This is a genomic window from Paraburkholderia sp. GAS333 (assembly GCF_050435665.1).
Classification (GTDB): domain Bacteria; phylum Pseudomonadota; class Gammaproteobacteria; order Burkholderiales; family Burkholderiaceae; genus Paraburkholderia; species Paraburkholderia fungorum_A.
Genome location: NZ_JBNDKS010000004.1, coordinates 42199 through 66970, shown reverse-complemented (window position 1 = coordinate 66970; position 24772 = coordinate 42199). Strand labels below are relative to the sequence as shown.

Below are 24772 nucleotides of genomic sequence, written 5' to 3'. Positions count from 1 at the left end.
GACATGACCGAGATTCGCACGAACCGCTTACGCAGAACCCGAATCTGTGTCGCCATGGCTCTTGCCACGGCCGCGCTTGCCGCGCAAGCTCAGGTCCGCGCGACGACACCCCCGAACAGTGGCAGCGGCCAGCTGCTTCAGCAGGTGCCGCAACGCCCGGTTCAGCCGCCGCCCTCGAATCTCGACCTGACGATCCAGCCGCAGAACGCGGCCCCGGCGGACAACACGAAAACTTTCCCGGTCCGCACGATCGAGATCACCGGCAACACGGAACTGCCGACCGAACTGCTGCATCAGGTCGTGGCGTCGAGCGAAGGCCGCGACCTCACGCTGAGCGATCTGAATGCGCTAGCCGAGCGCATCAGCGACGTGTATCACCAGCATGGCTTTCCGCTCGCCACCGCCTACGTGCCGGCGCAAACGATCGACAACGGGATCGTGCGGATCGACGTTGCCGAGGCACGCTATGGCGCGGTGTCGATGAACAATCAGAGCGCGGTATCGAACCGAGTACTGAACAGCACGCTCGCGGCTCTCCAGTCCGGGCAGCCCGTCAGCGAATTCACGCTCGAACGCACGTTGCTGCTGCTTCAGGACATCCCCGGGGCGCAGGTGAACTCGACGCTACGGCCAGGCGACGAGGTGGGCACCTCCGATCTGCTCGTCGGCGTGACGCCGGCGCAGCGTTTTACCGGCGACGCCGGGGTCGACAACTTCGGCGACCCATACAGCGGGCGCGTGCGCGGCAGCGCCAATCTCAACATCAACGGGCCGTTCAATCAGGGCGATCTGCTCGACTTCAGCGCGTTGACATCGGGCCACGGCATGACCTACGGACGCATGGACTATCGCTACCTGCTCAACGGTCAGGGCACGACGCTCGGTGCCACGGTGTCGGCGCTCGACTACCACCTGGGCAACGATCTGTCCGATCTCGAATCGCATGGGTCGGCCTTCGTGGGCGGCGTGGTGCTCGCGCAGCCGCTGATCCGCAATACGCGCGGCAATCTGTATGGACAGGTCGAGTACGACTTCAGAAGACTCAACGACAACATCGACGTGATCGGGCTGCAGAACGACCGTCACACGAACAGCGTGACGACCACGCTGGCAGGCGATGAACTCGATGCAACCGGCGTGATCAACGCGCATCTGGCGATGACGTATGGCGTGCTCTCCGCGAATAATCTCCAGACTGACATCATCGATCAGCTCGGGGCGGACACCGCGGGTCATTACGTCAAGCTCGCATTGTCGATGTCGCGTCTGCAGCAACTCGCGCGCGACGACGCCCTCTACTTCGGCTTCTCAGGACAACTGGCGAGCAAGAACCTGGACACGTCGGAACAGTTCTACCTCGGCGGCCCGGATAGCGTGCGAGGCTACGACGTAGGTGTCCTGTCGGGTTCGCGCGGCTATTTCGCGACGCTTGAATACCGGCACGATATGACGTTTCAGCAGATCCCCGGTATCTGGCAGTTTTCCGCGTTCGTCGATACCGGCTGGGTGCAGCTGTTCAAGAACACGTTCGTGCCGGGGCCCAACACGGGTCAACTGAGCAGCGCGGGGTTCGGCGTGCAGTGGAACGGGCCTTACAAGCTACTCGTTACGGCCAGCGTCGCGTTTCCGTTCGGACGCACGCCGGAAATACTCGGCACGAATGCCAACACTTCCGTGCATTGCTGGTTGCAGGCGCGCAAGTCGTTCTAGTCTGACGTTGTCGTGACATTCGCGGCGTGCGGGAGGTTGATCGCCGCTCCCGTTTCCCGCGCATTGATTTCCCGCGCATTGCCCAGAAGCACCTCGCGAAATATCGCCACCAGCGGCCGCAGATTCACCTTATGCCAGGCGGCCCATAGCGGCGTGCGATACGTCATCCACGGGACCTCGCGCAGCACTACGCCCACAGGCGCCTGACGACGCAGCCCGCTCTGGATCATCGTCGAACCGAGTCCGGCGGCAACCAGCCCCAACGCGGTGAGCGGCTCAGTCGCTTCCATCGAAATCCTCGGCGTGAAACCGGCTCGCGCGCACGCGGCGACAAAGTTGTCGTGCTTCAACGCGCCCTCTTTCTGCAAAACCGCTATCCAGTCGAGCGCGGCCAGTGAGTCGGGCGTGAGATCGCGCGCCGTCGCCAGCGGATGCGAATCCGGCAGCGCGAGCAACATGGGATCGTTGAGCAACAGCGCGCTGTCGAGGTCGGGATCGTCGCCGACCGGCGGCTCGCACACCAGTGCGATGTCGAGACTGCGCTGCCGCAAGCCCTCCAGTTGATCGACCGACTGCATGTTGTAAAGCGCGATATGCACGGCAGGCCGCGTTTCCCGAAGCGTGCGCAGTGCGTCGGACAGCACGCCGGAGTGCATCGCGTTTTCCAGATAGCCGATGCACAGCCCGCCTTCGTCGCCCCGCCCCAACCTGCGCGCGAGCGATTCGAGACGGGTGGCGTGCGTCAGCAGCGCACGCGTTTCGGCCAGGAACGTGCGGCCGTCCGCAGTGAGGCGAATGCGCTGCTGGCTGCGCTCGAACAGCGTCAGACCCAACCGCTCCTCCAGTTGCGCAATCTGGCGGCTCAACGGCGATTGCGAAATGTGCAGACGTTCCGCGGCGCGGCCCACGTGCTCTTCTTCCGCGACGGCGACGAAATATTGAAGCTGACGAATATCCAGCACTTAAGACTCCACAGGACATAACCTTAGCCAATTATGTCTTGGACGGACTGACAGCGCCACCCTAAACTTGCCTCACCTTCACAGAGTTATCAGGCAGGGAAACATCATGGGAATCAGAAATCGACTGCAAGGCAAGCTGGGCTTCGGCACGGCGCCGCTGGGCAATATGTACCGCAATATCCCCGAAACCGAGGCGATGGCCACCGTGGACGCCGCGTGGGATCACGGCGTGCGCTTTTTCGACACCGCCCCGTTCTACGGCGCGGGTCTGGCCGAAATCCGGCTCGGCGCGGCGCTGCAAAAACACCGTCGCGACGACTATGTGCTGAGTTCAAAAGTCGGCCGTCTGATCCTCGACGAAATCGAGGAACCGGCCAGCCGTGATCTCGGCGAGAAAGGCGGCCTGTTCGAGCACGGCCGCCCGAACAAGATAGTCAACGACTATTCCGCCGACGCCACGCTGCGCTCGATCGAAGACAGCCTCAAGCGCCTGAATACCGACCGCCTCGACATCGTCTGGGTCCACGATATCGCGCAGGATTTTTATGGCGACGAATGGCTCGCGCAATTCGACATCGCGCGCAAGGGTGCGTTTCGCGTGCTGACGCGTCTTCGCGACGAAGGCGTGATCAACGCGTGGGGACTCGGCGTCAATCGCGTGGAGCCGTGCGAACTGACGCTCGACCTGAGCGAAGCGCAACCCGACGCGTTTCTTCTGGCCGGCCGCTACACGCTGCTCGATCATGAGCGTGCGCTGCAGCGTCTGATGCCTGCGGCTGCGCGCCACGACGTGGATATCGTGGTCGGCGGTCCGTACAGCTCGGGTGTGCTCGCTGGCGGCACGCACTTCGAATATCAGAAGGCTTCGCCGGAGATTCTGGCGAAGGTCGCGCGCATCAACGCAATCGCGCAGCGCCACAACGTGAGCGTGAAAGCCGCTGCTTTGCAGTTCTCGCTGGCTAATCCCGCTGTCGCTGCGGTTATTCCGGGCGCTAGCCGTCCCGAACGGATCACGGAAGATTTCGCCGCGCTGTCGGCGATCATTCCGGCAGGCTTCTGGCATGAATTGCGCGAAGAAAAACTCATCGCGGCCGATGCGCCTGTGCCTTCGCCTTCGCCTTCAAACGCAGCGGGAGTATGAGATGGCGACTACCTTTGCTTCTATCGAAGTTCCCGTTTCCGCGAGCCGTGTATGGCAGTTGATTGGCGGATTCAACTCGCTGCCGGACTGGCTGCCGTTCGTCCCGCATAGCGAGTTGAGCGAAGGCGGTCGAGTGAGGAATCTGAAGACGGTCGACGGCGAGACGATTGTCGAGCGCCTGGAGGCTTTCGACGAAAAAGGCCGCTCGTACAGCTACTCTTTCGTTCAAGCACCGTTTCCCGCGAAGGACTATCTCGCCACGCTTAGCGTGCAGGACGTTGCGGGCAAGGAGGCATCTGTCGTGCAATGGTCGGGGAGTTTTACGCCTGTCGGCGTCAGCGACAACGAAGTGACGGAACTCTTTCACGGTATCTACGTGGAAGGTCTTGCCGCGTTGAAGCAGTCGCTCGCGACTCGATCATCGATCGACTAAAAACTGCTTTTTGTAGCGGGCTGGCGCAGATATAAAAAGACCGTCCATGATCTGGACGGTCTTTCAACCCGCTTCACTTCAGGCTCAAAGCAGCGCCACTACCCGCACATCGCCCTGTTCCGCCGACGCCACCACCTTCTCGCCAATCCGGCGGAACGTGATCGACACCGACGAATCGCCGACCCGCAAATCGCCGATTTCGAGCCAGTCGATACCTTCGGGCAGCATCGGCTGTTCGATCACGACTTCGCGCCGTTCGGCATCGATCGTGATGCCGAGACACGCTTCGAGCATCATGAACGGCGACCCCGCCGCCCACGCTTGCGGCAGACACGCGACCGGATATGCGGTAGGCGGCTCGCCCCGTCGACGCGGAAAGCCGCAGAAGAGTTCGGGCAAACGCATGTCGAAATTCACGGCTGCCTGGAACAGCGCCTGCAACAGCCGCACCGCCGACGCCTTGCCGCCGTAATGCGACAAGCCGCGCGCACACAGCGCATTGTCGTGCGGCCAGACCGAGCCGTTGTGATACGCCATCGGGTTGAAACGCGCCTGGCTCGCCGCCAGCGTACGCACACCCCATCCGGTATGAAACAGCGTGGAATCGAGCGCGCGCACCACCGACTCGCCGCGCTCCCGCGAAGGCAGCCCGAAAGCCAGCAGATGCCCCGCATTCGACGCCATCACGCGACACAGTTCGCCATGACCGTCGAGCGCGATGCCGTAAAAGCCGGACTCTTCCATCCAGTACTTTTCTTCAACGCATTGACGGATTTTCTTCGCGCGTTCGCTGTATTGCGCCGACTGTTCGCGCAAGCCGCGCAACTTCGCGAAGCGCGCCATCGTGTCGAACGCAGCGCTCGCGTAGGCCTGCACTTCGACCAGCGCGATCGGGCCGTCGGGGAAGCGTCCGTCAGCGTGAAAGACCGAATCGTGACTGTCTTTCCAGCCCTGATTCGCGAGACCGCCATCCGACTCGCGCTGGTAGTCGAGCAGGCCGTAGCGGTTCTTGTCGCACACGCCCGCGACCCACTGCGTCGCGCGTTCGAGTGCCGGCCACAATTCGTCGATCAGCGCGAGGTCGCCCGTGCGGTCTGCGTACGCGCCGGCCAGCACGACGAACAGCGGCGTGGTATCGACGCCGCCGTAGTACAGCGCAAACGGCACTTCGCCGGCGGCGGCCATTTCGCCCTTGCGCATCTCGTGCATGATCTTGCCGGGCGCGGCATCGCGGAACGGCGAGTTCTCGCGCGCCTGATGCTCGGCCAGAAAACGCAGCACGCCTGCGGCAAGCTCCGGTTGCATCCACAGTGTCTGCAACGATGTGATGACCGCATCGCGGCCGAACGGCGTCGAGAACCACGGAATGCCCGCATACGGATACGGACCGGTGGCGAGGTCGGTGGTCAGCAGGCCGAGGTCGGCGAGCGACCGGTCGATCCACGCGTTGAACAGCGGGTTGCTGGAGCGCACGCGCGCCGTGGCGCGGCGACGTTCGCGCATCACCAGGTGCGCGTCGACCAGCGCGGCGCGCACGGCGGCACGGCCCACACGCGGACGCTCCGCATCGATTTGCGACAGATGACCTTCGCTTAACGCATGCATCGGTTGCGAGACGTCGGCACCGGGCCGGTCGGCGTTATTCGCGACCACCTGCACCGACACCGACAGATAAATCGACACACACGCCTGCGCCGGCAGTTTCACCGTGTAGTCGGCGCGGTCGGCGAACAGCTTGTCGGGTTCCGGCGAGAACGCGATCTGCACGTTACGCGTGACATCGTCGAGGCCGAGATAGCTCAGCAGCACCTCGCGATTCTCGATACGCGCCGGCTCTATGCGCCCCTGTTTGTCGCGCTTCAGACCGCGCACTTCGAACATGTCGCGGAAGTCGCTGGAAAACGAAATGGACAGCGGCACCACGGCGTCGCTCGTGCCGTAGTTCGTGAGTTCGATGGCCTCGTTGAGCACGGTGCCCGACAGTACGCGCACCCGCTCGACGTGGATCACGCCTTCCGGCGTGCTGTCGCCGCCGAGCGGCGGCAACGGACGGTTGGTCAGATGGGCGGTGAATGACGTGTTGTCGCTGCTGACGCTGCCCGACAGCAGCGACGGCGCGCGTCCGCCGAAGGTCAGACGCAATTGCGACAGAACGCGGGTGTCGTTGACGAACAGGCCGTCGTCATGACCGGTGATATCGCCGAGCGGGTCGTTGACGATGAAGGTATCGCCCGACTTCAGCACATGTTGGGCCGCACTCGCGACATTGAGATTTTCCGTCGGGATGAATACGCCGTCCGGTTCGGGCTCGCGGTGATCGATACCGCCCGCAAGGGACACGCCACCGAGGGCTTCTGGCTGCTGCATCAGGGTCACTCCTATGAATTCGCTTGTACGTTCGCGCTTGTGCGTCCGGCCTCACATTCGATTACCGCTGGGTGTGCCGCCTGGCGTTGTCTGCTGCTGCCTGCTGCCTTGTAATGCCGCGCCGCACCCGGTCGCTTCCGATTGTAGAGGGTCTGTTCGCGTCAGACGAACTTATCACAGGGGAGTTTCAGTTTTTTTAGTGGCACAGGACGTGCAGGGATTTGTGCGCGTAAACGCAGCGCGGCGCTCCTTTGTGGGGAGCGCCGCGTGGATGCCGGGCCGGTGGCAGCCCGAGCGTTTGAAGCGTTAAAAACGCGCTAGAAGCGCATTGAAAGCCGGTTTATCGTTGTGCGATCGGCTTCGCTTCACGTTGCGTTTCGCCGACGAACAATTGGCGCGGACGGCCAATTTTCTGTTCGGGATCGGCGATCATTTCGTTCCATTGCGCAATCCAGCCCACCGTACGCGCCATCGCGAAGATGCAGGTGAACATCGCGGTCGGAATGCCCAGTGCGCGCTGCACGATGCCCGAGTAGAAGTCGACGTTCGGGTACAGCTTGCGCGACACGAAGTATTCGTCTTCCAGAGCGATCTTTTCCAGCGCCATGGCGAGCTTGAACAGCGGGTCGTCATGCAGACCCAGTTCTTCCAGCACTTCGTGGCAGGTTTCACGCATCAGCTTCGCGCGCGGATCGTAGTTCTTGTACACACGGTGACCGAAGCCCATCAGCTTCACGCCGGAGTTCTTGTCCTTCACCTTCGCGATGAACTCGGGGATGTTGTCGACCGAGCCGATTTCTTCGAGCATGTTCAGCGCGGCTTCGTTCGCGCCGCCGTGCGCCGGGCCCCACAGACATGCAATACCCGCTGCGATACACGCGAACGGATTCGCGCCCGACGAACCCGCAAGACGCACGGTCGAGGTCGACGCATTCTGTTCGTGGTCTGCGTGCAGGATCAGGATGCGGTCGAGCGCGCGCACCAGCACGTCGTTGACCTGGTACTCTTCGGCCGGATTCGCGAACATCATGCGCATGAAATTCGCGCTGTACGACAGGTCGTTCTTCGGATAAACGAACGGCTGACCCACCGTGTACTTGTACGCCATCGCGACCAGCGTCGGCAGCTTCGCGATCATGCGCACGGCCGAGATTTCGCGGTGCTCTGCGTTATTGATGTCGAGCGAGTCGTGATAGAACGCCGACAATGCGCCGACTGCAGCGACCAGAATCGCCATCGGATGCGCGTCGCGACGGAAGCCGCGGAAGAAGAAGTGCATCTGGTCGTGCACCATCGTGTGATTCGTCACGGTCTTGACGAACTCTTCCTTCTCTTTTGCGTTCGGCAGTTCGCCCTTCAGCAACAGATAGCAGCTTTCGAGGAAGTCGGCGTTCTGCGCGAGGTTCTCGATCGGGTAGCCGCGATACAGCAACTCGCCCTTGTCGCCGTCGATGTAGGTGATGGCGGAGTTACATGCCGCCGTCGACATGAAGCCCGGGTCGTACGTGAACTTGCCGGTCTGGCCGTACAGCTTGCGGATGTCGATCACATCCGGTCCAAGCGAGCCTTGATAGATCGGCAGTTCGATTGTCTGGTCGCTGTCGGAAAAGCTCAGCGTTGCGTGTGTCTTCGAATTCATCAATGCGTTCCTTTTACTTTCACATCGCACTCGTGCCGGCATGCGCGGCCTTCGTATCGTATGAACTTGCGATACATGGATTGGCGCAATGCATGCTCAGGCTCCGGTTGGCATTCTAAGGTCCAGAGGGCCTTTGATTGCGACGAAACGTCGCAACAATCCATCTCGGCTGGCGCAACATTCGTTGCCTGGCAAGGCTCCGGATACATCGCCTGCAAAAGAAAGCAGCAGCTTGAGCCCGATTGCCAGCTAAATGAAAGTTAGAGCATTGCCAGCAACAATGTTTTGCGGTAGTCAAGCTGCGTTTACCCGTGTGCATCTGCGATACTGGTTGCGTGTTTTGCTTCCCCTAGTAACTCACACGCTGTCTTTGGCCCGCCGTCCTACGGCGGGCTTTTTTAATCAGCTAAAAGAACAGGATGGACCAGATGAATGCCTCTCTCGAAACGCTGTTTCCGGATCATGTCCACACGGAAGACAACATTGTCACCGCGCTGAATCACCAGGACATCGTGGTTGCTTTGTCGGCAGCGCTCAAGAAGCAGGACGTTGCGGTACTGCACATGCTCTACCCGCGCACCGACGCACGCACGCATCGCAGTCTCGATACGCTCGTGAATGTCATGCGCGGCCACGGTCTGCATGAAGTCGCGGATCTGATCGCTGAAGAAGCGCACTATCTGCTGTTCAGGGACCCTGTGAAGGCGTGGAAAGCGTTCCACGAAATTCGCAACGACTCGCTCGCGATCGGCGTGCATCTGTACTATCACGGCCTCGTTGGCGAAGCAGCGGAAGTCGCGCTCGATAAGGACGCGCATCGCAAGGCCTGAGGTTTGGCGCTGACAGGCTAGCGCCAGCAATCGGAAAGATCGGGCACTCGGGGTTGAGTGCCCGAGTTGAATAGCGCGAATAGATCGAGTCGTTTGATTGTTTGAATGAGCGACTCAAGCGGATCGACACGCGTGCATTAAAAGCAGGCGCGCAGTGCATTTGCAGCGCGCGCTTTCACTGCATGAACTGCACGACCGAGCTGCAGTTCATCGCGTCGATATTCAATCGCTTATTGCGCGTTCGCCGCTTTAATAAAGCCGTCGAGAAACCGGTTGAATGCACCCGGATGCGCGAGGTTCATCCCGTGCGACGCGCCGCGCACCGTCTCGCGACGTGCATCGGGTAGCCACGTTTGCAGCGTCGCCGCCGTCCTGCGGAACATATCGGGACTCTTCTCTCCGTCGATCAGCAGAACCGGGCAGCGCACCTCGGCCGCCTGCTCCTGTGCGTAACCCGGCAACGGGTCCTGCAATTGCAGCGCGAGCGTGTGCGCATTATCGGTAGCCATTCTGCGGAAGGCGGGCGTGCTCATCGCCCATGAACCGGGCCGGCTGACCGAATCGACGAACAGGTTCAGGCCGCCTTCCGCATCGCCCGTTTCGATCAGTTGCGCCGCTTTCGCGCGCAACGCGTTCACCTTCTCCGGAAAACGCGAGGCCGGCTGACCCGCTATCCGCAACTGGCCGCCCGGATCGGCGAGCGTCAACGTGCGCACCCGCTCGGGATGACGCCGCGCCAGCTGGAACACGACCGAGCCGCCGCGCGAATGCCCGACCACATGCGCTGCTCCAGCACCGAGACGGTCGATAAATTCCGCGACTTCGTCGGTGTGCGCGCTCCAGCTGAACGGATGGCCGGGTGCGGTCGCGGTCTGCGGCCAGTAATGCGACAGACTCACCGCGACACAGCGATACTGCTTCGACAGCCCGTCGAGTTGCGGTTGCCAGTAGCGGTAATCGCACAGCGATTCATGCACGAACAGCAGCAGTTCGCCCTCGCCTGCTTCGATATACGGCATGCGCAAACCGTTCTGCAATTCGATGAAAGACGGCGAAGACGATGAAATGGACGAAGCGGAAACAGGTTGATTCACGGGCGGTTCACATGCAGCGCATCAGCTTCGGCAAGCGTTGCGCGAGCAAGAATCGAACGTGGTTAAAAGAGACGGACGTTCCGTCGACTGTTCTCTCCCGCGCGCGTTGAATTGCAGCGCGGCGGCTATTGTCACACAGTCAATTGCAGCATGTCAGAAGCGAGATCGTGCGCACGCGTCGCCTCTCCTCACCTCGCGCAAGCTGACAAAAAGCCTTCATCGAAGCATCTTATTCAAACGCCGCGTCATCCAGCAAACCTCGGGCAGCGGCCGCGCTTGCGCCTCGCACCGCGCAGGTCAGCGGTTCGTCGGCGACGCGCACATCGAGTCCAAGCTCCTGGGTCAAACGGGTTCCGAGGTGGTTAAGCAACGCGCCGCCGCCCGTCAGCACGATGCCGTTGTCCGCGATGTCCGTCACCAGTTCGGCGGGCGCCATTTCGAGTCCGCGCTTGACTGCGCCGATCACCTGACGCAACGGCCCGTCGATGGCCTCGGCGATATCCTGGTTGCTCAGTTGCACCGTGCGCGGCAGGCCGTCGTCGACGCTGCGTCCGGTCGCGTTCATGTATTCGCGCGGCACGTCGCGCAGCGCCGAACCGATGCTCTTCTTCACGTGTTCGGCGGTCTGTTCGCCCAGCAGCACGCCATACAGATTGCGCACATAGGTGACGATGGCCGCGTCGAACGTGTCGCCGCCCACGCGGATCGAGCCGCTATACGCGGTGCCGCCCAGCGCGATCACGCCGACTTCAGTCGTTCCGCCGCCGATGTCGACCACCATCGAGCCGGTCGCGTCCGACACCGGCAAACCTGCGCCGACCGCCGACGCCAGCGATTCGCCGATCAGACTCACCTTCCATGCGCCCGCGGCGACAGCGGCTTCCCGGATCGCCCGCAATTCGACCTGAGTCGCACCGGCCGGTACGCACAGCGTGAACGCGGCGCGGCGGCTGAAGAACGGCCGTGGCCGCGCCATGTGGACGAACTGACGGATCATGTGCTCGGCGGCGGAGTAATTGGCGATCACGCCATGGCGCAGCGGCCGCACGGCTTCGACGTTGCGCGGCGCGCGGCCGAGCAACCGGCGAGCCTCGGTGCCGACCGCGGCAACGCGCCGGGGTCCGGCAGCGGAGTCGTTCTGGAAACAGACAACGGAGGGTTGATTGAGCAGCATACCGCCGTCGTCGGTATAGATAAGGGTGTTGGCCGTGCCGAGATCCATCGCCACGGAATGACGGAAAAGCCGCTCGAAAAGCGGGTAATACGGCGTTGGTCTGGCCATATGAAGGCTCTGATGTGTCGTTATCCGCCCGTTCAGGCAGTATGAAATGCACCCCCGGTCACGCGGATCGCACGGTACGCCTGCCAAGGCGTGGTGCGCTCCGCGAAGCGGCGGGTGATTTTCATGCTAATGAGCAGTTAACGACAAGCAGATCGAAATCTTTAGAGCCGCTTTTATTCAGGGCCGTGTCAACCGCGCGACAAAGCGCCCAGCGCGCGTTCCAGCGCTTCGTGGCCGAGCGCCACGCCGTCGGCGTTGATGGTGTGGCCGATGCCGGGCAACGCGTACGCGTCGATCGTGTAGCCGGCCTGGCTGAAGGCGTCGGCGGCGTCTTCGAGTTCCTTGACGGGGATTACTTCGTCGTCCTCGCCGTGGATCAGCGTGAGCGGCGTACCGTTCTGCGCGGTGATCGGCGAAGCGAGCCGCCCCGAATACGCGACGACGCCCGCCGCGCCTTCCGCGCTGGTCGCGACGTGGTGCATCGCCATGATCGAGCCTTGCGAGAAGCCGACCAGCGCGAGGCGGCCGAACGGCACCTGCCAGTGCGCGAGTTCGGCTTCGAGCATGCCGCGCAGCGCCGGATAGGCGGCGGCCACGCGTGCCTCGCGATTGCCGGGCGTAACGTCGCGCAGGCTGAACCATTGACGGCCGCCGAAGCCGCCGTCGAACGGATCGGTGCCGTCGAGCGACGTGAACGCCACGTCGGGCAGGCTCTCGCTCCAGATGTCCGCGAGCGGCATCAGATCGCGCGCATTGCTGCCGACGCCGTGCATCAGCACGACGAGGCCCCTGGCCGGCGCGGCGGCGGGTGCGCGCCGCCAGCCATGTTCGAATTGCTCCCAGGCCATAACTGTTTCCTTTCTATCGCTTACTTCTGTTGATGAATGATTCGTTGCGCGCCCACGCGCGGCGATCTGCGCCTTGCGTGTCGGGTTTCGCATTTCGCGTATCACGTGGCGGCGGATCGATCCGCTGCAGCCGTGACGACCCCAGCCGCGAGCATACGCTGGCAGATTTGTTTCTGCCGCCGGGCCTGCAGCGCCGACGACGCCGAAAGCCGAATACAGGTATGCTTTTGCGAGCATTCGACGGACCTGGCGCCGCGCGCATCGACTGAGCAGCGCGCCCGCAGGAAATCAACCGTCCGTCCACGACATTCGCAGCACCCCGATCCGGAGAACCCCTTGAGCCAGCCCAACGCCGCGCCCGCTTCCGCGTCGCCGACGCCACCCTCGCCGCCGCCGCCCCTGCAAGGCGGCAAACTGGTTCTGGCCACCATTGCCGTCGCGCTTGCCACGTTCATGAACGTGCTCGACACGTCGATCGCAAACGTCGCGATCCCGACCATCTCGGGCAACCTCGGCGTTTCCGTCGACGAAGGCACGTGGGTCATCACCGTGTTCGCGGCGGCCAACGCGGTGTCGATTCCGCTGACCGGCTGGCTCACGCAGCGTATCGGCCAGGTGAAGCTGTTCGTCGGCGCGATCCTCGCGTTCGTGCTGGCATCGTGGCTGTGCGGGATCGCGCCCACGCTGCCGATCCTGCTGCTCGCGCGGATTTTCCAGGGCGCCGTGGCCGGTCCGCTGATTCCGCTGTCGCAGGCTATTCTGCTCGGCTCGTATCCGAAGGAGAAATCGTCCACCGCGCTCGCTTTGTGGGCGATGACGGCGACTGTCGGCCCGATTGCGGGCCCGGCGCTCGGCGGCTGGATTACCGACAGCTATAGCTGGTCGTGGATCTTCTACATCAACATTCCGGTCGGCATTTTCGCGGCCGGCGTCACGTGGATGATCTATCGCACGCGCGAGTCGCCCACCCGCAAGCTTCCGATCGACCTCGTCGGCCTCGGTCTGCTGATTACGTGGGTTGCGTCGCTGCAGGTCATGCTCGACAAGGGCAAGGACCTCGACTGGTTTTCGTCCCCGGTGATCGTGATTCTCGGCATTACGGCGCTGATCAGTTTCGCGTTTTTCCTCGTGTGGGAATTGACCGAACCCAATCCGATCGTCGATTTGCGGCTGTTCCAGCAGCGCAATTTTCTCGGCGGCACGATTGCGATTTCGGTCGCGTACGGCGTGTTCTTCGGCAACCTCGTGCTGTTACCGCAATGGATGCAGGAGTACCTGAACTACCGTTCTGTCGACGCCGGTCTCGTCACCGCGCCGCTCGGCGTGTTCGCCGTGCTGCTCGCGCCGGTGATGGGCCGCGTGCTGCCGCGCTCGGACGCGCGCGTGATCGCCACGCTCGCGTTCGTCGGCTTCGCGATCGTGTTCTACATGCGCTCGAAGTACGTGATCGAAATCGATACGTGGCATCTGGTGTTGCCCACGCTGCTGCAAGGCATTCCCATGGCGTTGTTCTTCGTGCCGCTGACGTCGATCATCCTGTCAGGGCAGCCGCCGAACAAGATTCCGGCGGCGGCGGGTCTGTCGAATTTCGCGCGGGTGTTCTGCGGCGCGGTGGGCACGTCGATCGCGGGCAACGAGTGGAACAACCGCACGGTGCTGCATCACGCGAGACTGACCGAGCAGGCGTCGATCAACAATCCGCTGTTCAATCAGCAGATGGATACGACGCAAACGCTGCTGCATCTGAATCCGCTGTCGGCGCACGCGCTGTTCGATTTCACCGTGAATACGCAGGCCGCGATGATGGGGCTGAACGATATTTTCTTCATATCGGCGATCATTTTCATTCTGATCATTCCGCTGATCTGGATTACGCGGCCGGCCAAAGGCGGCGGCGGACCGGATGCGGCTGGCGCGCATTGAGCGTGACGGTTTCTGCGCTTCGCTTCATGGGCGCGCGCTAAGGCGCTGCGCTGCGCGCCGCGTCAGCGGAAAAAACGCGCGGGCGTGTCGCCGAACGCGTCGCGGAACACCGCGATAAACGACGACACGTCGGTGTAGCCCACTTCAACCGCCACCTGCGAGACGCTGGCTCCCGCACCGAGATGCTCAAGCGCGATCAGCAGGCGCAGTTGCTGGCGCCACTGACCGAACGTCTGCCCCGTTTCCTTGACGAACAGACGCGCCGCCGTACGAGCCGTCACGCCCGCCGCCACCGCCAGGTCTTCAAGTATCGCGGACTGCGCCGGATCGGCGCTCAGCGCATCGGCGATTCGCTGGATGCGCGCATCGCGTGGCCAGTTCAATTCCAGCGGCGCGCGCGGCAACGTCGGCAGACGGTCAAGCAGCACTTGCACGAGACGGGCGGCGGCTTCATCGAATGGGTGGTCGAGCGGCAGAGCGGCGGCGGTGTCCAGCAACGCCTGTACGAGCACATCGGTCGAGACCGCGCCGCTTTGCGCGGGCAACGGCGCGGCGTCCGTACTCGCGTAGAGCGAATACAACTTGACCGGCCGTGTCGCCGACAGATTGTGCAGCGCGTGCGCGACGATCCAGACCGCGTGCCCGGGCGGCACGACCCAGCGGCTGTTTTCCGTGCGCACGGTCAGCACGCCGTCGCCGACGTAAATCAGCCGTGCGCGGCGATGCGTGTGCCACGGCTCGTCCAGCGTCTCATGGTGTGTGCCGACCACGAAAACCGCTTGTTCGATGCCGTCGGGATCGAGGGCTTCGTTCATGGCGTCCGTTTTGCCCTGTTGCGTCGGGAAAGGCAGCAAGATTAGCACGGTTGCGCCCATGCTTTCTTACGGCGACGAGGGCATCGCGACGTGTCATTGATCTCTTTGCGTTGCCGATGAGACACGCCAGCAAACTGGACCGTCCTGCGCCCATGACTCGTAGCACATGGGTCGCATTGTCTGATGCCGGCATGTTCTTCAACGAAGTCCGACGCCGCACGAACGATTCCCGCAGACACTGTCGTCCAGAAGAACAGCCAGACGCAGTCCTCTGCGATCTAGCCGCTTTCTTTAGAAATGCGGACGAGTGATAGGGAAAGAGATGGCGGTCAAATAACCGTCAGTTTGAATGTGTGCGCGCTGATAGCGCGCACTTCGCCTGCGGCACCACGGGGAGGCCCGGCCGCGCAGTCCGACTGCTGCGCGCCGCCGACCATTCGCGTTTAAAAACCACGATTCTTCCTCCAGGCCCCGCCCCCGCTTCAAACCTCCTGCGCGGTCGGACGGAACAGAATTTCGTTCACGTCCACATCGTCAGGTTGCTCGATCGCGAACGCGACCATGCGGGCGAAGCTATCGGCCGGAATCGCAAACTTCTCGTAGAAGTCGGCGACGCCCGCAGCCACGTCCGCTTCGGTGACGCTCTGCGGCAGTTCGGACTGCACCGCGCCCGGCGAAATAATCGTCGTGCGGATGTTGTACGGCTTGACCTCCTGCCGCAGTCCCTCGGACAGCACCCGCACCGCCGTCTTCGTCGCGCAATACACGGCGTTGTTTTTGCCGACCTTATGACCCGCCACCGACGACACGTTGATGATGTGCCCGCTCTTCTGCCGCGTCATGTGAGGCAGCGCGGCTGCGATGCCATACAGAACGCCCTTGATGTTCACGTCGATCGTCCGGTCCCAATCGTCGATCTTGCCGCGCTCCAGCGGCGAATGCGGCATCAGACCGGCGTTGTTGATGAGCACGTCGACGCGGCCATATTTCGCGACCGCAGCGTCGACGAGCGCCTTGACCTGCTGGGCGTCGGTGACGTCCGTTTCGACTGCCGCGTCTTCGGGAAGACCGAGTTCGACGGCAAGCGCCTTGAGCCGCTCGACCCGGCGCGCGCCGAGGATCAGCTTCGCGCCGCCCGCGGCCAGGCGGCGCACGGCTGCTTCACCGAGCCCGCTGCTCGCGCCGGTGATGACGATAACCTTGCCTGCAATGTTTTCCGACATGTTGGTCCTCTGTGTGCGTGATCGACGGAGACGGCTTACTTGCCGACCCGCGCCTGAAGATGGGCGGGATAGCGGTCGCCTTGCACCGTGACGTTCGCGAGCTGGGCGTCGATGTCGCTCAGATTGGCGGCCGTCAGTTCGATAGCCGCCCCGCCGACGTTCTCTTCCAGCCGATGCAGTTTTGTCGTGCCCGGAATCGGCACGATCCACGGCTTTTGCGCGAGCAGCCACGCGAGCGCGACTTGCGCCGGGGTCGCGTTCAGACTCACAGCAATCTGCTTGAGCACATCGACCAGCGCCTGATTGGCGTTGCGGTTTTCTTCGGAAAAACGCGGCACGACATTGCGGAAGTCGGTTTTATCGAAGCCGGTGCTGGCGTTGATCGCGCCGGTCAGAAAGCCCTTGCCGAGGGGGCTGAACGGCACGAAGCCGATGCCGAGTTCTTCGAGCAGCGGCAGGATCTCTTTCTCCGGCTCGCGCCACCACAGCGAGTATTCGCTTTGCAGCGCCGCCACCGGCTGCACCGCGTGCGCCCGGCGGATCGACTGAACGCCCGCTTCGGACATGCCGAAATGCTTGACCTTGCCCTGCTGGATCAGGTCCTTGACCGCCCCGGCGACGTCTTCCATCGGCACGTCGGGATCGACGCGATGCTGGTAAAGCAGGTCGATGCGATCCGTCCTGAGCCGCTTGAGCGCCGCTTCCGTGACCGCGCGAATATTGTCGGGCTTGCTGTTGACGCCCTTCTGCACGTCGCCGCCTTCAAAACCGAACTTGGTCGCGATCACGACCTGATCGCGGAACGGCTCCAGCGCTTCGCCCAGTAGTTCCTCATTCGCGCCCTGCGCGTACGCTTCGGCGCTGTCGAAAAAGGTAACGCCCTGCTCGTAGGCCGACCGGATCAGCGTGATCGCATCGGCTTTATCGGTTGCCGGGCCGTAACCGTAGCTCAGCCCCATGCAGCCCAGCCCGATCGCCGACACTTCCAACCCGCTCTTTCCGAGAATACGTTTTTTCATCGTGCAACTCCTTGATCGCTTGCGTTCATGTGGGTCCGATACTGCTCGTCCGTGACCTTCTCCATCCAGTCGACCGGACTGCCATTCAGCTTTTCAGCGATGGCGATATGCGTCATTGCCGTGTTCGGGGTCGCGCCGTGCCAGTGCTTCTCGCCAGGGGCGATCCAGACCGTATCTCCCGGCCTGATTTCCTCGACCGGTCCGCCTTCGCGCTGCACCCAGCCACGGCCTGCGGTCACGATCAGCGTCTGACCGAGCGGATGCGTGTGCCATGCAGTCCGCGCGCCCGGCTCGAACGTGACGGTGGCGCCGCCGATTCGCGCCGGCTCCTCGCCTGCGAACGGCGCGTCGACCCTGACCGTTCCCGTGAAATAGTCCGCCGACCCCGTCGTGGATGGCTGCGAACCGCATTGGGTGATTTGCATGGGCGCTCCTTGCCGTCATGACCGTGAGTGCCAATGTAGCAGCGCGGCTTCCTGCGATTAAGAGCTAAAATCGGCATGAAGTTAGAAGCTGGACTTATAAATGGCACGCTCCGATCTATCCGATATCACCGCATTTCTCACCGTCGCTCGCGAGGGCAGCTTCACGAAAGCCGCCGCGAAGCTCGACGTTTCGCAGTCTGCGCTGAGTCAGACCGTGCGCAATCTCGAAGCACGGCTCGGGCTCCGGCTCCTGACCCGAACCACGCGCAACGTCTCGCCGACGGAAGCCGGAGAGCGGTTGATACAGTCCGTCGGCCCCCGGCTCGATGAAATCGAGGCCGAACTGGCCGCTCTTACGGCGTTACGCGACAAACCGGCGGGCACGGTGCGGATTGCCGCAGGCGAACACGCGGCGGAATTGCTGCTCTGGCCGGTGATTGAGCGGCTGCTGCCCGACTATCCCGACATCCGGATCGAAATCGTGATCGACAACGGACTCACGGACATCGTCGAACAACGGCTCGATGCGGGCGTGCGGCTCGGCGAGCAGGTGGCCAAAGACATGATCGCGGTTCGCATCGGGCCGGATGTGCGCATGGCCGCGGTCGGCACGCCCGGCTACTTCGCGAAGCATCCGAAGCCGAAGACGCCGCAAGACCTGACGGCGCACAACTGCATCAACATCCGGCTCCCGACCGCCGGGGGCATTTACGCGTGGGAGTTCAAGAAAGGGGGGCGCGAGATAAACGTGCGCGTCGAAGGCCAACTCGTTTTCAATACGGGAACCATGGCCGCGAAGGCCGCCATGGCAGGCGTCGGCCTCGCGTTGATCCCGGAAGAACGCGTCTTGACGCAACTGGCGAACGGCACGCTGGTGCGTGTGCTGGCCGACTGGTGTCCGTTGTTCCCGGGCTTCCATCTCTACTATCCGAGCCGTCGGCAGCCGACTCCGGCGTTTGTCGTGGTGGCGGACGCGCTGCGTCAGGAATACAGCGCTCGCACCACCCGACGATAGACGACAAGGTGTTGTGCTGCTCACCACTTCCGCCAGCCATGTTCGCCGCCAACCGCCGATCTGCAACAGCAACGGCACCGGGGGACGCATAATAGCGGCTATGCCGTTTTTGGCACCGTTTTAGGATTCCCCCATGGAAATTAAAGTCAACTTTCTCGATAAGCTGCGCCTTGAAGCCAAGTTTGATGACTTCACGGTAGTGGCCGACCAGCCGATCCGTTATAAAGGCGACGGCTCCGCACCGGGTCCTTTCGATTATTTTCTGGCCTCGTCAGCCTTGTGTGCAGCTTATTTCGTGAAGTTGTACTGCGTAAGCCGCAATATTCCGACGGAAAATATCCGTCTTTCGCAGAATAATATTGTCGATCCGGAAAATCGCTATAAGCAGATTTTCAAGATTCAGGTCGAATTGCCAGCGGATATGTCGGACGCGGACCGCCGCGGCATTTTGCGCTTTATCGACCGCTGTACCGTGAAAAAAGTGGTGCAAGCCGGGCCGGATTTCGTCATTGAAGAAGTCGAGAATCTCGACGCCGACGCCCAGTCGCTGCTGACTTTGAAGCCGGCTTCCGACGCCAGCACGTATATCGTGGGCAAGGATCTGCCGCTGGAACAAACCATCGCCAATATGTCGGGCATTCTGGCGGGTTTGGGCATGAAGATTGAAATCGCTTCGTGGCGCAATATCATTCCAAATGTATGGTCCCTTCATATTCGCGACGCGCATTCGCCGATGTGTTTTACCAACGGCAAAGGAGCGACCAAAGAAAGCGCATTGGCGTCGGCATTGGGAGAGTTTATCGAGCGTCTGAATTGCAACCATTTCTATGGCGGTGCATTTTGGGGCGAAGATATTGCCAATGCGGATTTTGTCCATTATCCAGATGAACGCTGGTTCAAGCCGGGGCGTAAAGACGCATTGCCGCCTGAGATTCTGGATGCGTACAGTCTGGAAATTTATAATCCCGATGGCGAGTTGCGCGGTTCGCATCTTTATGACACGAACTCCGGCAATGTGCAGCGCGGCATCTGTTCGCTGCCGTTTGTGCGGCAGTCGGATGGCGAAACGGTCTATTTTCCGTCGAACCTGATCGAGAACCTGTACGTCAGCAACGGCATGAGTGCCGGTAATACGCTGGCCGAAGCGCAGGTGCAATGTCTGTCCGAAATTTTCGAGCGGGCGGTAAAGCGCGAAATTATCGAAGGTGAAATCGCGTTGCCTGATGTGCCGCACGAAGTGCTGGCGAAATATCCGGGCATTCTGGCCGGGATTCAGGGATTGGAAGAACAGGGCTTTCCGGTATTGATCAAGGATGCGTCGCTGGGTGGCATCTACCCGGTAATGTGCGTCACGCTGATGAACCCGCGAACCGGCGGTGTCTTTGCGTCGTTCGGTGCACACCCGAGTTTCGAGGTCGCGCTGGAGCGGAGTCTGACGGAATTGCTGCAGGGGCGCAGCTTTGAAGGTCTGAACGATTTGCCTCAGCCCACCTTCGTCAGTAACGCGGTGACCGAGCCGAATAACTTTGTCGAGCACTTTATCGATTCCAGTGGTGTGGTGTCGTGGCGCTTCTTCAGCGCCAAAGCGGATTACGAATTCGTCGAGTGGGATTTCTCCGGCCACGGTGAAAACTCCAATATCGACGAAGCCGCGACGCTATTCGGCATTCTCGAAAGCATGGGTAAAGAGGCTTATATAGCGGTGTATGACCAACTCGGCGCCGTCGCCTGCCGGATTCTGGTGCCCGGATATTCAGAGGTTTATCCGGTAGAGGATTTGATCTGGGATAACACCAACAAGTCGCTGTTATTCCGCTCCGATATTCTGAATGTGCATCGCCTGGACGACGCCAGCCTGGAAGCCATGCTTGAACGCCTGGAAAACAGCGAACTGGACGAGCACTCCGATATTGCGACTTTGATCGGCATCGAGTTTGACGAGAATACCGACTGGGGCCAACTCACCGTTCTCGAGTTGAAACTGCTGACTCATCTCGCCTTGCAGCAATTCGAAGAGGCGCAGGAACTGGTGGGCGCGTTCCTGCAATACAACGACAACACCGTCGAGCGCGGCCTGTTCTACCAGGCATTGAATGTCGTGCTGGAAGTCATGCTCGATGACGACCTCGAACTGGACGACTACGTGATCAACTTCCGTCGGATGTTCGGCGACGCGCGGATGGACGCGGTATTGGGCTCGGTAGACGGCAGCGTGCGTTTCCATGGCCTGACGCCGACGAGCATGAAGCTGGAGGGTCTCGAAAGGCATCATCGTCTGATCGACAGCTACAGGAAATTGCATAAGGCGCGGGCTGCTGTTGCGGCTACGGCGAGTTAGACCTGCAAGCCATGGCTGAATGCGGGGATGCTGGTCATCCCCCGCCTGAAGCCTTTCACCTGTGCCGGCGTGCATCAATGTTGACGCCCGGCACAGGTGGCCGGATTCGAAGGACAGGTTGCAGGACTTTGATCGGCTTTCCATCTTTCCATCTTTGCGTCGTCGTGTTGCCGTTCGTTAGGGCGCAAGAGCGGGAGCATAGGCTCCCGGCCCCTGCCCATCTTCAGCGCTTGTTTCCAGCAACCTCCGTCAGCCTTATCCCACCCGTCCGGCCAATTCCGCCAGCACCGTTTGATACGAGGTCGCACCGGTCACCCGCTCGTTCACGCCATCCTCGAAATCGATCCAGCCGGAGTTGAAGGCGTCGATCATTTCGATGCGCGGCGTCGGCCACGCCGTCCCCTGCGCCTGAAACAACGCGTCCCACTGATCGCGCGGCACTGCCTGAGCGCGCACCGCCCGCCCGAGCACGCCGCCCAGCAGCGCCGCAATCTCCTGCTGCGTGTAGCGCTGCGGCCCCTCAATCTCGATCACGCGACGTCCCTGCCACGATTGCTCAAGCGTTTGCGCAATCACCCGGCCGATATCCGCCGTTGCGACCATTGGAAACTTCCGATCCACCGGATGTAGAAAAGCCGGCATCACGCCCGTCTCGCGCGACGGCGCGATGTCCCAGAGCGAGTTCTCCATGAACCATGCCGGGCGCAGAATCGCAGTCGGGATCGACGTGCTGGCCGCCAGAGCCGCAAGCGCTTCTTCGAGAATATGCACCTGCGTGATGAGCCCGAGCCCGGACTCACGCTGCGCGCCAATCGACGACAGCGCCGCAATCCGCTGCGGACACGCCTTCGTCAGCGCCTCGGTCAGCACCGCAGCCGCTGTATGCGCGTTCGGATAGCCCGGCTGCGGCGCGAAATTCGGCGCGATCATCACGAAGACGCCCACTGTATCGCGAAATGCGGCGGTGAGCGCGTCGGCGTCTTCAAACGATGCAATCGCCACTTCGGCGCCGCGCTCCACCCACTGCGCTGCCTTGCTTTCATCGCGCAACACGGCACGAACCGCGTGCCCCGCGTCCAGTAATGCACGCGCCGCCGCACCGCCAACCTGCCCTGTCACTCCGGTAATTGCATACATGTTCGTCGCTCCTTGATTACGGCCGATGCCGTGTTGGAGCGTATTTTCAGCGCCTCGAATCAATTTCACGAGAGCATGAATGTCATTTATTTAATGATAATTTGTCATTCAAAGATATTTGCTTAACTAGCTCATAAAAGGGATCGACGCTATCCCGTCAGCCGTGATCTATGGTGAACTTCGCGATTGCGGACCAGTCAAGATCGCCGTGGCCCGCATTCACGACGTCCCGCATCCGGCCGTGAACGACATCGAGCATCGGTAGTACGCGGGCAGCATCGGTGGCCGCCTCCTTTGCCAGACGAAGATCCTTGAGGCCAAGCGTTGCCTTGAATCCGGGCTGGTAAGTGTCCCGGATGATATTGCCGGAATAGCTCTGATAGGGGCGACTGCCAAACAGCGTACCCAGGATCAATTCGAAAAAGCGCTCTCGCGAAAGTCCGTTCGTCTCGGTTAGAACGACGGCTTCCGCCATCGCCTCAATGGCCATCGTGATCATCATGTTGCAGGCGATCTTGGCAGCATAGGCCGTGTGCGGTTCATCGCCCATGTCCCAAACCTGTTTGCTGATGACGTCCAGCGCCAGTTTCACTCTTTCCAGCGCGCCGGGTGCGCCCGCGGCGAGGACGTTGAGTTCGCCCCTCGCGGCGACATCCGGCCGTCCGAGCACTGGAGCCGCCACATAAGCGACGCCAGCCGCGGCATGAATCTCTACCAGTTCCTGCGCAAACGCCACGGAGATTGTCGATGCCACGACATGCACCAGGCCCGGCCGAGCCTGAGACAGCAGATTCGCGTCAAGCAGGACGCCGCGGATTGCCGAGTCGTCGGACAGCATCGTCAAGGTCATGTCGACCTGCAACGCTTGCACCGGCGTCTCTACCATGCGTACGCCTTCGACATTCCCGCCTGAACGGTTCCAGGCGGTGACCGCATGACCGGCAGCGACCAGATTGCGGGCGATTTCCCGGCCCATCGCGCCTAAACCAATGATTCCAATTTCCATTTGAGTTCTCCTGGTAAAGATTCGTCTCGCTCAGTTGGGGGTTTCGGTGTTTTCGACCAGCCACTTCAACACCGGCACCAATGCATCATCCGAATTCTTCTCGTAGATGAGCCCGTGGCCGTTGCCGAACACGCCATGGTCGGGTAGATGCAACAGTTCCGCGCGGCTGCCAGCCGCTCCCAGTTGCTCAATTGCGGGTCGACTGGCGGCGGCAAAAGCTGAGGCTTCGGCAGTGACGGCAACGATCGGCAACCCGGCAAGCGCGGGCAGGCGGTGTTTGCCGGGCGGGGCCGCGCGCAGTTCTTCCGGCGAAGCGACCGGAGGCTCCCAGGTCAGCGGCGCGGCCGCGAGACCCCACGTCAGCGACCCGATATTGGGGATATCGGCGAACGGGGGGCCCATTGGCTCGACCGCGACGATCGCTTTAAGCAGCCCGGGCCGACGGTCTGCTACCAGCCAGCCGACCGGCCCCGACGCCGAGTGCGTCACGAGGATCGCCGGGCCAATCCTGTCTAGCAGCCTGGCGAGCCTGTCCGCCTCCATGTCCTCCGAAAACGCGAGGTCTGCGGGAAGCGGCCCATAGCCAGCGATGAACTCGTCCATCGCTGCGTCGTCGTCGCGGGCAAAAGGCCACTGGGTGTGCTGGCCTTCATATTGTGTCGGGAAGTAGATATCGCGCCCGTGTTCATACGAGAACCCCGGCCCCATCGGTCCCATCGTCTCGACGTGGTACGGCGATCGCCCTTGTCCGGGACGATCGGCCACGAGAACCGCGTAGCCCGCCTCCACCAGACGTTGTGCCCAGCCCGGACGGCCATCCGGCGTGTCAAACCACTCGGTTCCCTGATAGCCGCCACCGTGTACAAGCACGATCGGCCAGGGGCGCGTGACCTGCTCCGGAGCCTCCCATTCGACGAAAAGCGGGCCGCATTGGTAGGTCTCTCCACCTCGTTCGATGCGATCGCCAGCAATCCACATATGTCCGCGACGCACGGTGCGGGGCGCTGCATTTTTCCAGAAGGCCAAGATTTTTCTCCAGTTTTTGCAAGTGAGAAGCGCGTAGCGCCGAGATGGAATTGACCCGCTCAGAGCGGCGTGATGCGCAAGCGCGTTGGTGCGAGATCGGTGAACCTCGGAACGTCGGCCATGACCGCTGCGGCTTCCTGAGATCCGAAGGCTGTATCGATTGCCGCCTCGTCCCGGAAACGACATTCACAAATCACGAGGGTGCCGACATGCGTAAGCGGCGGAAAAAAGGCCGCAACGCTTTCAAGCCCGTATTGCTGCCACGCCCGCATCACGAGAGGCAGGTGATGTTCGACGTAATAGCTCCGGTCAAAACGGTCGGCTGGCGCACCTTCGTAGGTCACATACACGGTCGGCGATGCAATGTGCGTCATGACAATCTCCTCTGCCAATTTCTCCCGGATCGTCCCTGCCAGGATGCTGGAATGCCGATCGGGTTGGCCGCGAGGGCATGTCGACATGGAACGGAGCGAAGTTTCGCGCATTCACTAATGTTCGACAATTCACTAAAATGAACATTTATCGTTCATTTTTGTGGG

Annotated in this window: 21 protein-coding genes; 7 read left to right on the top strand and 14 right to left on the bottom strand. The window is 61.8% G+C overall.

Going from position 1 to position 24772, the window contains the following annotated elements; all coding sequences use genetic code 11:
- Positions 1–54 precede the first annotated feature (54 nt).
- A complete protein-coding gene (locus ABH945_RS22430; RefSeq protein WP_429251981.1) occupies positions 55–1710 on the top strand; it encodes a ShlB/FhaC/HecB family hemolysin secretion/activation protein in 1656 nt (551 codons plus the stop codon).
- Here ABH945_RS22430 and ABH945_RS22425 read toward each other — a convergent pair.
- Entirely contained in the window at positions 1707–2672 is a 966-nt protein-coding gene (locus tag ABH945_RS22425) for a LysR family transcriptional regulator (RefSeq protein ID WP_429251980.1), read from the bottom strand. The two genes, ABH945_RS22430 and ABH945_RS22425, sit on opposite strands and share 4 nt — an antisense overlap.
- Before the next feature lie 106 nt (positions 2673–2778).
- Here ABH945_RS22425 and ABH945_RS22420 point away from each other — a divergent pair, with 106 nt between their 5' ends.
- Positions 2779–3813: an aldo/keto reductase gene (locus ABH945_RS22420; protein ID WP_429251979.1), complete on the top strand. Its 1035-nt coding sequence runs from the start codon at positions 2779–2781 to the stop codon at positions 3811–3813.
- Between the two features lies 1 nt (position 3814).
- Positions 3815–4246 (top strand): SRPBCC family protein, encoded by a 432-nt coding sequence (locus tag ABH945_RS22415; protein ID WP_429251978.1) that lies wholly within the window; start codon positions 3815–3817, stop codon positions 4244–4246.
- An 84-nt stretch (positions 4247–4330) separates the two neighbouring features.
- Here ABH945_RS22415 and ABH945_RS22410 read toward each other — a convergent pair whose 3' ends face one another.
- Both ABH945_RS22410 and gltA read right to left on the bottom strand, forming a co-directional pair.
- On the bottom strand, positions 4331–6613 hold the full coding sequence (locus tag ABH945_RS22410) for an amylo-alpha-1,6-glucosidase (RefSeq protein ID WP_074769189.1): 2283 nt from the start codon (positions 6611–6613) through the stop codon (positions 4331–4333).
- Positions 6614–6953: 340 nt separating this feature from the next.
- A complete protein-coding gene (gene gltA / locus ABH945_RS22405) occupies positions 6954–8252 on the bottom strand; it encodes a citrate synthase (RefSeq protein ID WP_074769191.1) in 1299 nt (432 codons plus the stop codon).
- A 428-nt stretch (positions 8253–8680) separates the two neighbouring features.
- On the opposite strand from gltA, the gene ABH945_RS22400 reads away from it, so the two are divergent.
- Positions 8681–9082 (top strand): hypothetical protein, encoded by a 402-nt coding sequence (locus ABH945_RS22400; RefSeq protein ID WP_074771145.1) that lies wholly within the window; start codon positions 8681–8683, stop codon positions 9080–9082.
- Positions 9083–9312: 230 nt separating this feature from the next.
- On the opposite strand, the gene ABH945_RS22395 is transcribed toward ABH945_RS22400, so the two are convergent.
- The 3 genes from ABH945_RS22395 to ABH945_RS22385 all read right to left on the bottom strand — a co-directional run bounded on the left by ABH945_RS22395 (position 9313) and on the right by ABH945_RS22385 (position 12306).
- On the bottom strand, positions 9313–10176 hold the full coding sequence (locus ABH945_RS22395; RefSeq protein ID WP_429251977.1) for an alpha/beta fold hydrolase: 864 nt from the start codon (positions 10174–10176) through the stop codon (positions 9313–9315).
- 229 nt (positions 10177–10405) lie between these two features.
- Entirely contained in the window at positions 10406–11458 is a 1053-nt protein-coding gene (locus tag ABH945_RS22390; RefSeq protein WP_429251976.1) for a rod shape-determining protein, read from the bottom strand.
- Between the two features lie 188 nt (positions 11459–11646).
- Entirely contained in the window at positions 11647–12306 is a 660-nt protein-coding gene (locus ABH945_RS22385) for an alpha/beta hydrolase (RefSeq protein ID WP_074769195.1), read from the bottom strand.
- 336 nt (positions 12307–12642) lie between these two features.
- On the opposite strand from ABH945_RS22385, the gene ABH945_RS22380 reads away from it, so the two are divergent.
- Entirely contained in the window at positions 12643–14229 is a 1587-nt protein-coding gene (locus ABH945_RS22380) for a DHA2 family efflux MFS transporter permease subunit (RefSeq protein ID WP_429251975.1), read from the top strand.
- Between the two features lie 62 nt (positions 14230–14291).
- Here the strand turns inward: ABH945_RS22380 and ABH945_RS22375 are convergent, their stop codons facing one another.
- The 4 genes from ABH945_RS22375 to ABH945_RS22360 form a co-directional block, all read right to left on the bottom strand.
- Positions 14292–15044, bottom strand: coding sequence for an AraC family transcriptional regulator (locus ABH945_RS22375; protein ID WP_429251974.1), 753 nt, complete (start codon positions 15042–15044; stop codon positions 14292–14294).
- A gap of 482 nt (positions 15045–15526) precedes the next feature.
- A complete protein-coding gene (locus tag ABH945_RS22370) occupies positions 15527–16267 on the bottom strand; it encodes an SDR family oxidoreductase (protein ID WP_074769201.1) in 741 nt (246 codons plus the stop codon).
- A 35-nt stretch (positions 16268–16302) separates the two neighbouring features.
- A complete protein-coding gene (locus ABH945_RS22365; RefSeq protein ID WP_429251973.1) occupies positions 16303–17286 on the bottom strand; it encodes an aldo/keto reductase in 984 nt (327 codons plus the stop codon).
- The gene (locus ABH945_RS22360; RefSeq protein ID WP_429251972.1) at positions 17283–17711 is read right to left on the bottom strand and encodes a (R)-mandelonitrile lyase; all 429 of its coding nucleotides are present in this window, start codon (positions 17709–17711) and stop codon (positions 17283–17285) included. The genes ABH945_RS22365 and ABH945_RS22360 overlap by 4 nt, the downstream gene beginning before the upstream one ends.
- A gap of 100 nt (positions 17712–17811) precedes the next feature.
- Between ABH945_RS22360 and ABH945_RS22355 the strand changes: the two genes are divergently transcribed.
- Complete coding sequence (locus tag ABH945_RS22355; RefSeq protein ID WP_429251971.1) at positions 17812–18726, top strand: LysR substrate-binding domain-containing protein; 915 nt, start codon at positions 17812–17814, stop codon at positions 18724–18726.
- Between the two features lie 133 nt (positions 18727–18859).
- Complete coding sequence (locus ABH945_RS22350; protein WP_429251970.1) at positions 18860–21064, top strand: OsmC domain/YcaO domain-containing protein; 2205 nt, start codon at positions 18860–18862, stop codon at positions 21062–21064.
- A gap of 255 nt (positions 21065–21319) precedes the next feature.
- On the opposite strand, the gene ABH945_RS22345 is transcribed toward ABH945_RS22350, so the two are convergent.
- The 4 genes from ABH945_RS22345 to ABH945_RS22330 form a co-directional block, all read right to left on the bottom strand.
- Complete coding sequence (locus ABH945_RS22345) at positions 21320–22201, bottom strand: NmrA family NAD(P)-binding protein (RefSeq protein ID WP_429251969.1); 882 nt, start codon at positions 22199–22201, stop codon at positions 21320–21322.
- A 157-nt stretch (positions 22202–22358) separates the two neighbouring features.
- On the bottom strand, positions 22359–23207 hold the full coding sequence (locus tag ABH945_RS22340; protein WP_429251968.1) for an NAD(P)-dependent oxidoreductase: 849 nt from the start codon (positions 23205–23207) through the stop codon (positions 22359–22361).
- 30 nt (positions 23208–23237) lie between these two features.
- Complete coding sequence (locus ABH945_RS22335) at positions 23238–24233, bottom strand: alpha/beta hydrolase (protein WP_429251967.1); 996 nt, start codon at positions 24231–24233, stop codon at positions 23238–23240.
- A 59-nt stretch (positions 24234–24292) separates the two neighbouring features.
- Positions 24293–24718, bottom strand: a complete 426-nt coding sequence (locus ABH945_RS22330) for an EthD family reductase (protein ID WP_429251966.1) — start codon at positions 24716–24718, stop codon at positions 24293–24295.
- Between the last annotated feature and the right edge of the window lie 54 nt (positions 24719–24772).

Bases quoted from the DNA above. Each gene is read 5' to 3' on its own strand.
- ABH945_RS22430 (WP_429251981.1), top strand. From the start codon at position 55: ATGGCTCTTGCCACGGCCGCGCTTGCCGCGCAAGCTCAGGTCCGCGCG.
- ABH945_RS22420 (WP_429251979.1), top strand. From the start codon at position 2,779: ATGGGAATCAGAAATCGACTGCAAGGCAAGCTGGGCTTCGGCACGGCG.
- ABH945_RS22415 (WP_429251978.1), top strand. From the start codon at position 3,815: ATGGCGACTACCTTTGCTTCTATCGAAGTTCCCGTTTCCGCGAGCCGT.
- ABH945_RS22410 (WP_074769189.1), bottom strand. From the start codon at position 6,613: ATGCAGCAGCCAGAAGCCCTCGGTGGCGTGTCCCTTGCGGGCGGTATC.
- gltA (WP_074769191.1), bottom strand. From the start codon at position 8,252: ATGAATTCGAAGACACACGCAACGCTGAGCTTTTCCGACAGCGACCAG.
- ABH945_RS22400 (WP_074771145.1), top strand. From the start codon at position 8,681: ATGAATGCCTCTCTCGAAACGCTGTTTCCGGATCATGTCCACACGGAA.
- ABH945_RS22390 (WP_429251976.1), bottom strand. From the start codon at position 11,458: ATGGCCAGACCAACGCCGTATTACCCGCTTTTCGAGCGGCTTTTCCGT.
- ABH945_RS22385 (WP_074769195.1), bottom strand. From the start codon at position 12,306: ATGGCCTGGGAGCAATTCGAACATGGCTGGCGGCGCGCACCCGCCGCC.
- ABH945_RS22375 (WP_429251974.1), bottom strand. From the start codon at position 15,044: ATGAACGAAGCCCTCGATCCCGACGGCATCGAACAAGCGGTTTTCGTG.
- ABH945_RS22370 (WP_074769201.1), bottom strand. From the start codon at position 16,267: ATGTCGGAAAACATTGCAGGCAAGGTTATCGTCATCACCGGCGCGAGC.
- ABH945_RS22365 (WP_429251973.1), bottom strand. From the start codon at position 17,286: ATGAAAAAACGTATTCTCGGAAAGAGCGGGTTGGAAGTGTCGGCGATC.
- ABH945_RS22360 (WP_429251972.1), bottom strand. From the start codon at position 17,711: ATGCAAATCACCCAATGCGGTTCGCAGCCATCCACGACGGGGTCGGCG.
- ABH945_RS22355 (WP_429251971.1), top strand. From the start codon at position 17,812: ATGGCACGCTCCGATCTATCCGATATCACCGCATTTCTCACCGTCGCT.
- ABH945_RS22350 (WP_429251970.1), top strand. From the start codon at position 18,860: ATGGAAATTAAAGTCAACTTTCTCGATAAGCTGCGCCTTGAAGCCAAG.
- ABH945_RS22345 (WP_429251969.1), bottom strand. From the start codon at position 22,201: ATGTATGCAATTACCGGAGTGACAGGGCAGGTTGGCGGTGCGGCGGCG.
- ABH945_RS22340 (WP_429251968.1), bottom strand. From the start codon at position 23,207: ATGGAAATTGGAATCATTGGTTTAGGCGCGATGGGCCGGGAAATCGCC.
- ABH945_RS22330 (WP_429251966.1), bottom strand. From the start codon at position 24,718: ATGCGCGAAACTTCGCTCCGTTCCATGTCGACATGCCCTCGCGGCCAA.